The following is an 11,709-nucleotide window of genomic DNA, read 5'->3' as shown; positions in this document are numbered from 1 at the left end:
ACGTCAGCAGCCCTAATCCTTAGGTCCGACGAACTGCTCGAAAGCGGCCTTCTCGATCTCATCGGGGGTAGAAAGCGGCTTTTCCGGCCACACACGCCTCAGCAATTTGAACGAGTAGAAACCTGCGCAGCTGACGACATAAAGCAACGCGGAAAACCGCGCCCCGGCATAAACCTGAGCAAACGAAAGCCCACCCTCAAATGCGGCCGTCAAAGCAAGCTGCGCAGCCAACATGGCTGCCAAGAACACGGCGGCCACAACGATGAAGGGCTTGCCCCTTGACCTGCCCCCCGCCGGTCCCTCGATCATTGTGAGAGCCCAGGGGATTGATAGTTGATCTGCAGCGCCGGCGGTAGCGGCCGGGCGGCGTAGCCTTCGAGGTTGCGCAGCCGACCGGCCGCGGGGTTCAGCCGCACCGCTTCGGGTGTCAGGCCTTGAGCGCCAGCTCCAGGGTGTCGGTGACGTCGCCGGCCTTCATGGTCGTGCACAGCTTCCAGGCCACGACGTAGCGCGAGAAGTCGTCCAGGACCGTCGACAGATAGACCCAGCCCCACCCGATGATCTTGAAGTAGGTGAAGTCGGTCTGCCACATCTGGTTGGGCGCCGTGGTCTTGTCGCTGAACGCCTTGGCCGCTTTCATGACGATGAAGGCCGGGCTGGTGATCAGGTCATGGGCCTTCAGGAGCCTGTAAACACTGGCCTCCGAGACGAAGTAGCCCTGGCTGTCGGTGAACCGCGCGGCCAGTTCCCGAGGGCTCAGCTCCGAATGCTCCAGGGCCATCTTTGAGCAGGCGGATCTCCAGCGCCTGCTCGGCGACGACCTCCTTCAGGGCGGTGGCTTCCCGACGCAGATCCTTCACCTCGTCCGTGGTCGCAGCCCGGGCGGTGTCGCCCGCCAGGCGGCGCTTGCCCGCCTCCAGAAACTCCTTCGACCACACGTAGTACAGGCTCTGGGCGATCCCCTCCTTGCGGCACAGCTCCGCGATGCTGTCTTCCCCACGCAGCCCGTCCAACACGATCCGGATTTTGTCTTCCGCCGAGAAATGTCGGCGCGTCGCCCGCCGGATATCCTTCGCCACCCGCTCACCGGGCGTCGTCTTCGCGGCCAAGGGTTTTGGTCTCATCTTCGTTCCTTCGTCACTACGACGAGACCAAAACCCTCCTAAATGCGGCACCCTCAATCTGTCTCATCGGCGCTGACGCCGGACACGCCTAGATATCAACCCCAGACGAGCCCAATCCTCCGCTAAATCCAAAGCCCCACTGTCCCAAAACTTCTGACGACGGACAGTTGATTTCCTTGATCATGTCCACGGACATAGGCGTGTCTCCTTCAGGTGGCTGCGCCACCGTTTCGTGTTGGCGAGAGGGATTGCGCAGGCTGAGGTCGCAGCCCGCATCCGCCGGGCGTGGGCCGGCTCTCAGGTCCCGAGCAGGGCGAGCAGCCGATAGGCCGCGACGATGCGATCGCTTCGAGCCTTGGCCTCGTTCACCGCGGCGGCGGTCGCTTCACGCTCGGCGTCGAGCAGGTCGAGTTGCGGCTTCATGCCGACGCGAACTTCATGGCGGACACCGTCGCGCGCCTGGGCGGCGGCAAGGGCCTGGCGGGTGGCGGCCGCTTCGACCATGGCGGCCGAGCGAACGCCCTGAAAGGCGCCGATCGTCTGCTCGTCGAGAGCGGCGCGGGCCGCGCGCAGGCGCGCATCGGCCGCCCTCACCGCGCTGTCGGATTCCGCGATCCTTGCGGAAATGCGTCCGCCTGCGAACACCTGCCAGCGCCCGCGCACGCCGACGGTCACGCCGTCTGCGCGATAGTCGGGGAAGAACTGGTCGCGCACCGTGGAGCCCTCGGCGAAGGCGCCGACCATCGGCAGGCGCTCGGCGCGTGCGCTTCGAGCCGCCGCGCGCGCGGCGGCCAGCGCAGCTTCGGCCTGGGCCAGGCCAGGGTTCTTCGCCCGCGCAATGTCCAACGCCTCTTCGATGGTCGCCGGCCCAGGCGGGCTTGGCGGCAGGGGTTGCAGATCCCGCGGCCCCAGGCCCGTCAGGTTCATGAATCTCGCCTCGGCTGAGACGGCGCCCCCGCGGGCGCGTTCGAGACCGGCCTGGGCTTCCGCCAGCCGCGCCTCGGCCTGGGCGATATCGGTGCTTGGGCTGTCCCCGGCCCTGAAGCGGAGCTGGGCCTGACGCTGGATCTCCTGCATCTGAGCGACCATCTGCTCGTAGAGCGACATCGTGCGGTGCGCGGTCAGCACATCGCCATAGGCTTGCACCGTCGCGATGACGACCTGGCTGCGGGTCGAGCCTTCGCCGGCGCGGGCCGCCGCGCTCCCCGCCCGGGCTTGGGCGATTGCAGAGCTGATCCTGCCGCCCGCGAAGAGGGGCTGCTCGATCGTAAGCTGGGCGGCGCGGGGGGAGACGTTCGCCGCCTGAAGCCCGAAATAGCCCAGCGGATCGAGCCGCCCGGCCCCGACCGTTCCGGTCAGAGCGACGCTGGGCAGGCCTTGCCCCCTCGCCTCTCCGATCCGGGCATCGGCGGCATCGGCGTCGGCTTGCGCCGCCTGGATTTCCGGGGCGTGCCGCAGGGCGGCCGCGATCGCGTCTTCCAGGGTGGTCGCATGGGCGGGCGCGGCGACGCCCACGAGGAGGCAGGCGATCAGCGACCGCTTGAGCCTCATTTGAAGGCCGCGCCCGGGCGAACCCCCAGCGACTTGAACACCATCGCGGCCGGGCAGAAGCCGGTGAAGCTGGCCTGGATCATGTTCAGGCCGGCGAAGACGGTCAGGGCGATCCACCACGGATGCACGGTGAGCGACAGGACGACGCCCAGCAGCACGACACAGCCGGCGAACACCATGACGGCGCGGTCGAGAGTCATCGTTTCATTCCTTCATTCAAGGATTTGAAGATCAGAAGCGCAGCTTGCGGATACCCATGACGTGGAGCGCCAGCTTCTCGTAGAAGGGCTCGCTCTCGCCCTTGCGGACCTTGCGCAGGAAGTATTTTTCGAAGCCGACCTTCGCCAGATGGACCCACTTGCCGCTGGACGCCCAATTGACGTTGCGCGGCGGAATCTGGGGCTGGGCCACGAAGGCGACGCCCCCGTCCCCGAAGTCGGCCAGGCAGACCGCGTTCCAGGTCGCTTCAGCGGTCGGCTCCCTCTCCTCGAGGACGGCGACGAGATTGGCGGCGATCGCCGTCGACATGGATTCGATCATGAAGCCCGTCTTCGGCACCCCGACCGGAACCGGCGTGGGTCCGGTCGGCGCGATGGCGACGCAGACGCCCAGGGCGAAGATCTCCGGGAAGGCCGGATTGCGCTGATGCTTGTCGACAATGATGAAGCCGCGGGGATTGGTCAGCCCCTCGATGTTCCGGACTGCGGGCACGCCCCGAAAGGCCGGAAGCATCATCGAATAGCCGAACGGCAGATCGTGCGTCTTCTTCACGGCGCCGTCCTCGCCCACCTCCTCGACGTGCATCAAGCCGGCCTCGACCTTGGCGACGCGCGCATTGGTGATCCATTTGATGTGACGGTCGCGCAGTTCGCTTTCGAGCAGGCCCTTGGTGTCCCCGACCCCATCAAGGCCCAGATGGCCGATATAGGGCTCGGCGGTGACGAAGGTCATCGGCACGCGGTAGCGGATCTTGCGCTTGCGCAGTTCGGTGTCGAGGATCAGGGCGAACTCGTAGGCCGGCCCGTAGCAGGACGCGCCCTGCACCGCGCCGACGACGATCGGGCCCGGCTGCTCCACGAAGGCGTCGAAGGCGTCGGCCGCGGCGGCGGCGTGAGAGGTCTGGCAGACTGAGACGGTGTGTCCTTGCGGCCCGAGCCCTTCGATCTCGTCGAAGGCGAGGTCCGGGCCCGTCGCGATTACAAGATAATCGTAACTGATAGAGGCGCCGTCATTGAGCTCCAGCCGCTTCTCGCCGGCGTGGAGACGCTTTGCGCCCACCGAGGTGAAGCCGATCTTCTTCTTCGCGAACACCGGGGGGAGGCGGACCTGGATGGCTTCGGGCTCGCGCCAGCGAACCGCCACCCAAGGGTTGGACGGCACAAAGCTATAGGTATCCGAGTCCGACACAACCATCACATCGGCGCGATCCTTGACGGCGGCCTTGATCTCAAAGGACGCGGTCGCGCCGCCGAGACCGGCCCCCAGCACGACGATCAACGGCTTGCCCATGTTGCGCTCCCTTCCGCCTTGCGGTCGCGTTGACTATATATGACGATTACATATTATAAGCAATCTACAAACTTAAGAGGCTCCCATGTTCGGATCGAAGAAAACCGGCGGCCACCGCGAGATCGGCGCGCGCGAACTGCAGTCCATGCTGGAGGGCGGCGCAGCGCTTCTGATCGACGTGCGCGAGCCGGATGAGTTCGCGAACGGCCACATCGCCGGGGCCGTGAATATGCCGCTGTCGCGCTTTTCGCCGGCCGACCTTCCCGATCCGCAGGGGAAGACCGTGGTTCTGCAATGCGCGGGCGGAAAGCGGTCGGGGCAGGCGCTCGACCAATGCGCCCGGGCCCAGAGCGCCATCGACACCCACCTCGCCGGCGGGATCGGCGCATGGCGGGACGCCGGGCTTCCGGTGATCAGCGGTTAAGCGGCGCGGACAGGCGGGCGGTGAACGGCATGGCCAAGTGGGTCTGGTTGGCGGGCGCCCTGCTGGCGCTATCGGCCTGCGGGGGTGAACCGGAGCGCGAGCCGCCGGCGCCGCCCCTGCCGGCGGGCGACATCCTGCGTCTGGCGCCAAAGGAGATCGCCGACCTGAAGGTGGTCGGCGCGGAGATCGCCACGCGCGACCAGGCCGAGGCGCTGGCCCGCATTCCTGGCGTGCTGGCATCCCTCTCGGTGCGCGCGGGCGACGAGGTGCGAAAGGGCCAGAAGATCGGCCTGATCGTTGATTCCCGCCTAGGCTTCGAGACGCGCGCCTATGGCGCCCAGGTCGCCGCCGCCCAGGCCGAGGTCGCACGCGCCGACGCCGACCTCGCACGCATCCGGGACCTTTACGACAACGGCGTCTACGCCAAGGCGCGGCTCGACCAGGCCGTGGCCGCCGCGCATGCGGCCAATGCCCAGGTCGCCGCCGCGCGCGCCCAGCAGGGCGCCAGCGCCAGCGTGGCCGAGCAAGGCGCGGTCCTGGCGCCGGCGACCGGGCGCGTGCTTCGGGCGGACATTCCGGCAGGCTCGGTCGTCGCGCCGGGCATGTCGATCGCCACCGTCACCGCAGGCCCGCCGATCCTGCGCCTGATGCTGCCGGAATCGGTCGCCGGACAGGTGCGGCCCGGCGCGCGCGTGATCGTCAACGAAGCGAACATGCCTTCGAGCTCGTCTCAGGGCAGCGTGACACAGGTCTATCCCGGGATCACCGGCGGTCAGGTGCGCGTCGATGCGACTCTGCCCGACCTCACCGCCCAGTTCGTCGGCCGCCGCGTGAGCGCTTCCGTCGAGATCGGGACGCGCAAGGCGCTGGTGGCGCCCAAGACCTTCGTCACCACGCGCTACGGCATAGATCAGGTCCAGGTGGTGGCCGACGGCAAGCGTCTGAGCATGGTTCCGGTGCAGATCGCGCCCACCGACGATCCTGGCATGGTCGAGATCCTGAGCGGCGTGTCGCCCGGCGACGCCCTGTGGGCGCCCGCAAGGCCTGCAGGGACGGCCGGCCAATGAACCTCGGCATCTCCGGTCGCCTCACCAAAGCCACCATCGCATCGCCCCTGACGCCGCTGTTCCTGCTCGCCGCGATAGCGGTCGGCTTGCTGGCGCTGATCTCCATCCCTCGGGAGGAAGAACCGCAGATCAGCGTGCCGATGGTGGACATCCAGGTGATGGCCCCTGGCTTCTCCGCCGCCGACGCGACCGAGCTGGTCGGCATCCCTCTGGAGACGATCGTCAAGAGCGTCGACGGGGTGGAGCACGTCTACACCCAGGCCCAGGACGACGGCGTGATGGTCACGGCCCGCTTCCTCGTCGGGTCGAACCCCGAGGATGCGGCCATCCGCATCGAGGAGAAGCTGCGCGCCAACTGGGACAGGAAGCCGGTCGGGATCCCCGACCCCAAGGTGACGGTGCGGGGCATCAACGACGTGCCCGCCGTCGTCCTGACCCTAACCCCCAAGCCGGGCGCCGCAGGCCAATGGAACGACGCCAGCCTCTACGAACTGGCCTCGAAGCTGCGCACCGAGATCGCCAAGGTCGACGATGTGGGCCTCACCTTCCTCGTCGGCGGCCGCCCGGAGGAGATCCGCATCGCGCCCGATCCGGCAAAGCTGCGCCAATACGGCGTGCCGTTGGGCAATGTGATCGAGGCGGCGAGCCAGGCCAACCGCAGCTTTCCGCTCGGCCATATCCGCGAGGACGGCAAGGCGGTCGGCGTCGCCGCGGGCCGGACCTTGTCGTCGGCGCAGGAGGTCGGGCTTCTGACCGTGCGCAGCGGCGCCGGCGCGCCCGTCTATCTGCGCGACGTCGCGACGGTCACCCAGGGGCCTCGCGAGGACCAGGCGCGAGCCTGGCGCTGGACCAAGGCGGAAAACGGCAAGTGGGACTCCGCACCCGCCGTCAGCATAGCGTTCGCCAAGCGCGCCGGCGCCAATGCGGTCGTGGTGTCCGAGGCCATCCTCGAACGCGTCGAAAGCCTCCACGGCAAGCTGATCCCCGACGACGTCACCGTCGCCGTCACCCGCAACTATGGCGAGACGGCGAACGAGAAGGCCAACGAACTCCTGTTCCACCTGGGGCTCGCCACTGTCTCGATCGTGGTCCTGATCGGCTTCGCCATCGGCTGGCGCGAGGCCGGCGTCACCGCCGTGGTGATCCCGACCACGATCCTGCTCACCATGTTCGCCTCGAACCTGATGGGCTACACGATCAACCGGGTCAGCCTGTTCGCGCTCATCTTCTCCATCGGCATCCTCGTGGACGATGCGATCGTCATGATCGAGAACATCGCCCGCCACTGGGCGATGAACGACGGGCGCAGCCGCACCCAGGCGGCGGTCGAGGCCGTGGCCGAGGTCGGCAACCCGACCGTGGTGGCGACCCTGACCGTGGTCGCCGCCCTGCTGCCGATGCTGTTCGTCTCGGGGCTGATGGGCCCCTACATGGCCCCGATCCCGGTCAACGCCTCGGCGGCGATGATCTTCTCCTTCTTCGTCGCCGTGGTCATTGCGCCGTGGCTGATGGTCCGCTTCGCGCGGAAGACCCTCGCCCACGGCCACGGCCATGGACATGACGAGAGCGGCGGCCGGCTGGGCCGGCTCTACGCCCGCATCGCCCATCGCGTGATCGACACCCGCAAGTCGGCCCGCAACTTCCTGATCGGGGTCGGGGTGGCGACGCTCCTCGCCTGCTCGATGTTCTACTTCAAGGCCGTGACGGTGAAGCTGCTGCCGTTCGACAACAAGTCGGAGGTCCAGGTGGTGGTGGACATGCCCGAAGGCGCGGCTCTCGAAAGCACGAGCCGTGTGCTGGAGGACGTCGCCGGCGTCGCGCGCGGCCTGCCCGAAGCGACGTCGATGGAGGCCTATGTCGGCACATCGGCGCCGTTCAACTTCAACGGCCTGGTTCGTCACTATTTCCTGCGCTCGCAGCCCGAACAGGGCGACGTGATGGTGACGCTCCTCCCCAAGAGCGACCGCAGCCGCTCCAGCCACGAGATCGCGCTCGATCTGCGCCAGCAGTTGAAGGCTCTGAAACTGCCGGTCGGGGCCTCGGTCAAGGTCGTCGAGACGCCGCCGGGGCCGCCGGTGCTCGCGACGCTGCTGGCCGAAGTCTATGGTCCAGATGAAGCCACCCGCCAGAGGACCGCCGCCGAACTGGAAAAGATCTTCAAGTCCGTCCCCTTCATCGTCGACGTGGACAACAGCTTCGGCGCGCCCCGGCCCAAGCTGCGCCTCGACCTGCAGCGGGACCGCATCGACTATTACGGCCTCTCCGAGCGTGAGGTCGCCGACAGCCTCGCCATGCTGATGGGCAGCCAGACCGTGGGCTACGCCGCCCGTGGGAACGGGCGCTCGCCGCTCCCGATCACCGTCGCGCTAGAGCAAAAGGACCGGAGCTGGACGCAGACCCTTTCGAGCACGCCCATCGCACGGACGTCGAGCGGTCAGCTCATCGACCTGGGCGCCGTGGTCGAAGCCAGGACCGAGACCGGCGGCCTCGCCATCTTCCGGCGCGACGGCCGTTACGCCGACATGGTGACGGCCGAACTCGCCGGCGCCTATGAAGCGCCGATCTACGGCATGCTGGCGGTCGATCGCGCCGTGAACGAGTACGATTGGGCCGGCAAGGGCCTTTCAAAGCCCGTCATCCGGCTCAACGGGCAGCCGACGGACGAAAGCGTGTCATCCATGCTTTGGGACGGGGAATGGGAAATCACCTGGGTCACGTTCCGCGACATGGGCGCGGCCTTCATGGTCGCCCTGCTGGGGATCTATGTCCTGGTCGTCGCGCAGTTCCGCAGCTTCCGCCTGCCGCTGGTCATCCTGACCCCGGTGCCGCTGACCCTGGTCGGCATCGTCATCGGCCACATGCTGTTCCGGGCGCCGTTCACGGCGACGTCGATGATCGGCTTCATCGCCTTGGCCGGGATCATCGTGCGCAACTCGATCCTGCTGGTGGACTTCATCCGGCACGCGGCCACGGCCGACAAGCCGCTGCGGGACGTTCTCATCGAGGCTGGTACGATCCGGTTCAAGCCGATCCTCCTGACCGCGCTCGCCGCCATGATCGGCGCGGCCGTGATCCTCACCGACCCCATATTCCAGGGCCTGGCGATCTCGCTCCTGTTCGGGCTTGCCTCCTCGACCCTGCTTACTGTTCTGGTCATCCCGGCCATCTATGTGTTGCTTCGGGATGATGGGAGGCCCGCGACCCGATGATGCCCCTCGACACGCCGTTGGCGCAGTTGGCGGAACATGCGGCCGAAGCCGCGAACATCCTGAAGCTGCTCGCCAACGAGCAGCGACTGCTGCTGCTCTGCCGCCTCACCCAGGGAGAGTTGTCGGTCGGCAAGCTGGTGGAACTTTGCGAGCAGTCGCAGTCCAGCGTCTCGCAGCACCTGGGCAAGCTGCGCGCCGGCGGCCTGGTGCGCACGCGCCGCGAGGGAACGACGATCTACTATCGCCTCGCCGACGACGGCGTCCGCCAGCTGATCGATATGCTGTGCGACCAGTTCGGCCGGCCGAGGCCGCCGATCGAGGAGGAATGACGCGCCGCGCCGGCTACAGGATCTTGGCGAAGGCGGCCGCCGAACCCCGCGCGCGCGACTGAGCCCTTTTCGTGGTCATCGGCTTGCTCTTCGGGGAAAGGCCCCCCAATGCGCAAATCAGCCTCGCCGTGTCCCGCAACGCGTCCGAGGAAAGGCTGTAGAATACGAGCTTCGCATCGCGCCTCGTCTGCACCAGCTCGGCCTTGCGAAGAATGGCGAGCTGCTGCGACAGCCCCGGCTGGCCGATACCGGTGAGGGTTTCCAACTCCCCGACCGACTTTTCCCCGTTCTCGAGCAGCGTCCGCATGAGCTTCAGCCGGACGTCGTGGGCCAGCGCCTTCAGGACGTCGGTGATCGCATCGAGTTCCTTGTCCGTGAAGGTCGTCACTTGCCTGCCTTTGCCTGCCTGTCGGGCCGGGTGCGATGGAACCAGCACGCCTCGCCGGACGCATCCAGCGCGGACGCCTGATCCTGATGGGGTGGGAGGAGCACATCGTCGCCCGGCCGCCAGCCCTCGGGCGTCACCACGTTGTCGCTGTCGACCCGTTGCAGAGCGGCGACCACGCGCAGAAGTTCGTCCACCGACCTCCCGATGGTGGCCGGATAGCAGAGCTTGGCGCGCACGACGCCGTCCGGATCGATGAAGAAGGTCGCGCGCAGCGTCGCGGCGTCCGGCGCGTCCTCGGCCAGCATTCCGTAGGCTCGGCCGATGACCATCGACGGGTCTTCGACGATCGGGAAACTGACGGTCACGCCGAAGTGCTCATGGATCGCCCGTATCCAGCCCAGGTGGGCGTAGAGGCTGTCGACCGAGATCGCGACCAGTTCACAATTGAGCGCCTTGAACCGGTCGCTCGCCCGCGACAGGGCGACGAACTCGCTCGTGCAGACCGGCGTGAAATCCGCAGGATGCGAAAACAGCAGCACCCAGCGGCCGCGATAGTCCGACAGGCTCATCTCGCCCATCGTGGTGCGCGCCTGGAAATTGGGGGCGACGTCGCCGATCTGGACCGTCCTCGGCCGCGATAGCGCGTCGTCGTCTGCACTGGGGTTCAAAATCCCGCTCCCGTAACGGATTGAATCCATCTTTTACACGGTTACATCATACGGGTAAACGATCAGCCGAATTCGCCCTGGAGGACGCCCTCATGCCCGACCCCGTACTGGTGACGTGCCCGGCCTGCGCGAGCATCAACCGCATCCCCGAGGCCAAGCTCGACGCCGCACCGAAATGCGGCCGGTGCAAAGCCCCGCTGTTCCAGGGCCAGCCCATCGAGGTCGACGAGGCCGCGTTCAATCGCCACATCAATCGCGGCAGCCTGCCCGTCATTGTGGATTTCTGGGCGAACTGGTGCGGGCCGTGCCGCGCCATGGCTCCCGCGTTCAAGAGCGCGGCCGCGGAGCTGGAGCCGCACGTCCGCCTTCTGAAGGTCGACACCGAAGCAGAGCCGCGCCTGGCCGGGCGATTGGCCATACGCTCCATCCCCACCCTCATAGCCTTCAGGAACGGGAACGAGATCGCCCGAGTCGCCGGCGCCATGGACCGCACGCATCTCATGGCATGGGTAAGGCAGGTCCTATCGGCCGCCTGAGCGACGCCCCATCGCTTAGTTTCAGAAATTGAACGCAGCGGAGCGTCCAGAGACGCCTCCGCCGATCGCCGCCCGCGCAATATGCACAAGGGTTTCCAGGCCCATTGAAAAATCCGATCCTGAGCATCAATTAAATTATATTCACATGATTAAATGAAATATGTATCTCATAGCTATGCACCATAGCCGCAGGAGATCACGGTGACAGACCAAACCGACATCCGCCCCTCGATGCCGCGCATCAACGAGCCGGCGCCGGCCTTCAAGGCGAGGACCACCCACGGCGAGCGCTCGCTCGACGACTACCGGGGCAAGTGGCTGGTCCTCTTCTCCCACCCCGCGGACTTCACTCCGGTCTGCACGACCGAGTTCATGGGCTTCGCGAAAGCGGCCGACCGCTTCCAGGCGCTCAATTGCGAGCTGCTGGGCCTCTCCATCGACTCCGTGCATTCGCACATCGCCTGGATGCGCAGCATCGAGGAGAAGTTCGGGGTCGAGATCCCGTTCCCCATCATCGACGACCTGTCGATGAACGTCGCCAAGGCGTTCGGGATGATCCACCCCGGCGCGTCCGACACCTCGGCCGTGCGGGCGACCTTCCTGATCGATCCGGACGGGATCGTCCGGGCGATGGTCTACTACCCGATGTCGAACGGCCGCTCGGTCGAAGAATTCATCCGCCTGCTCACCGCGCTCCAGACGTCCGATGCGAACAAGGTGGCGACGCCGGAGAACTGGCGGCCCGGCGAGCCGGTGATCGTGCCGCCGCCCGCCACCGCCGAGGCCGCCAAGGCCCGCGCCAACGAGGGCTACGACTACACCGACTGGTACTTCAGCAAGAAGACGCTCTGAGCCGGTCGGCCGGCTTCGCGGGCCCGTCGCGCGAAGCCGGCGCCCGCTCGTC

At 67.0% G+C, this 11,709-nt stretch carries 12 protein-coding genes and 1 pseudogene; 6 read left to right on the top strand and 7 right to left on the bottom strand.

Translation table 11 applies throughout. The features are described 5' to 3' along the window. Window positions 1-12: 12 nt before the first annotated feature. The 5 genes and pseudogenes from O4N75_RS04320 to O4N75_RS04300 form a co-directional block, all read right to left on the bottom strand. Window positions 13-309 (bottom strand): hypothetical protein, encoded by a 297-nt coding sequence (locus O4N75_RS04320; RefSeq protein WP_269628139.1) that lies wholly within the window; start codon window positions 307-309, stop codon window positions 13-15. 127 nt (window positions 310-436) lie between these two features. Continuing rightward, window positions 437-1,124 (bottom strand): annotated as a pseudogene (locus tag O4N75_RS04315) (DDE-type integrase/transposase/recombinase); the annotation flags it as partial. 297 nt (window positions 1,125-1,421) lie between these two features. Beyond that, a complete protein-coding gene (locus O4N75_RS04310; protein WP_269628138.1) occupies window positions 1,422-2,675 on the bottom strand; it encodes a TolC family outer membrane protein in 1,254 nt (417 codons plus the stop codon). Next, complete coding sequence (locus O4N75_RS04305) at window positions 2,672-2,875, bottom strand: DUF2892 domain-containing protein (protein ID WP_269628137.1); 204 nt, start codon at window positions 2,873-2,875, stop codon at window positions 2,672-2,674. Before O4N75_RS04305 ends, O4N75_RS04310 begins: the two co-directional genes overlap by 4 nt. A 31-nt stretch (window positions 2,876-2,906) precedes the next feature. Then, window positions 2,907-4,184, bottom strand: coding sequence for an FAD/NAD(P)-binding oxidoreductase (locus tag O4N75_RS04300; RefSeq protein WP_269628136.1), 1,278 nt, complete (start codon window positions 4,182-4,184; stop codon window positions 2,907-2,909). Window positions 4,185-4,269: 85 nt separating this feature from the next. Between O4N75_RS04300 and O4N75_RS04295 the strand changes: the two genes are divergently transcribed. Genes O4N75_RS04295 through O4N75_RS04280 form a run of 4 tightly spaced genes read left to right on the top strand, consistent with a single transcriptional unit; the run spans window position 4,270 to window position 9,213 of the window. Then, a complete protein-coding gene (locus O4N75_RS04295) occupies window positions 4,270-4,608 on the top strand; it encodes a rhodanese-like domain-containing protein (protein WP_269628135.1) in 339 nt (112 codons plus the stop codon). Window positions 4,609-4,637: 29 nt separating this feature from the next. After that, entirely contained in the window at window positions 4,638-5,675 is a 1,038-nt protein-coding gene (locus O4N75_RS04290; RefSeq protein WP_269628134.1) for an efflux RND transporter periplasmic adaptor subunit, read from the top strand. After that, window positions 5,672-8,884: an efflux RND transporter permease subunit gene (locus tag O4N75_RS04285; protein ID WP_269628133.1), complete on the top strand. Its 3,213-nt coding sequence runs from the start codon at window positions 5,672-5,674 to the stop codon at window positions 8,882-8,884. Before O4N75_RS04290 ends, O4N75_RS04285 begins: the two co-directional genes overlap by 4 nt. Further along, window positions 8,881-9,213: a metalloregulator ArsR/SmtB family transcription factor gene (locus O4N75_RS04280; protein ID WP_269628132.1), complete on the top strand. Its 333-nt coding sequence runs from the start codon at window positions 8,881-8,883 to the stop codon at window positions 9,211-9,213. Before O4N75_RS04285 ends, O4N75_RS04280 begins: the two co-directional genes overlap by 4 nt. A 13-nt stretch (window positions 9,214-9,226) precedes the next feature. Here O4N75_RS04280 and O4N75_RS04275 read toward each other — a convergent pair whose 3' ends face one another. Together O4N75_RS04275 and O4N75_RS04270 are read right to left on the bottom strand one after the other, a co-directional pair. Beyond that, entirely contained in the window at window positions 9,227-9,601 is a 375-nt protein-coding gene (locus O4N75_RS04275) for a metalloregulator ArsR/SmtB family transcription factor (protein WP_269628131.1), read from the bottom strand. Further along, window positions 9,598-10,269: a peroxiredoxin gene (locus O4N75_RS04270; RefSeq protein WP_269628129.1), complete on the bottom strand. Its 672-nt coding sequence runs from the start codon at window positions 10,267-10,269 to the stop codon at window positions 9,598-9,600. The genes O4N75_RS04275 and O4N75_RS04270 overlap by 4 nt, the downstream gene beginning before the upstream one ends. A 92-nt stretch (window positions 10,270-10,361) precedes the next feature. On the opposite strand from O4N75_RS04270, the gene trxC reads away from it, so the two are divergent. Both trxC and O4N75_RS04260 read left to right on the top strand, forming a co-directional pair. Beyond that, window positions 10,362-10,805, top strand: coding sequence for a thioredoxin TrxC (trxC, locus tag O4N75_RS04265; protein ID WP_269628128.1), 444 nt, complete (start codon window positions 10,362-10,364; stop codon window positions 10,803-10,805). Window positions 10,806-11,006: 201 nt separating this feature from the next. Next, window positions 11,007-11,657: a peroxiredoxin gene (locus tag O4N75_RS04260; RefSeq protein ID WP_269628127.1), complete on the top strand. Its 651-nt coding sequence runs from the start codon at window positions 11,007-11,009 to the stop codon at window positions 11,655-11,657. The last annotated feature ends 52 nt before the right edge of the window (window positions 11,658-11,709 follow it).

Origin of the sequence: Phenylobacterium sp. NIBR 498073 (genome assembly GCF_027286305.1) — a bacterium.
GTDB lineage: Bacteria > Pseudomonadota > Alphaproteobacteria > Caulobacterales > Caulobacteraceae > Phenylobacterium.
Note: the sequence above shows the minus strand (reverse complement) of the source record. Positions and strands in the feature narration are given on the sequence as shown.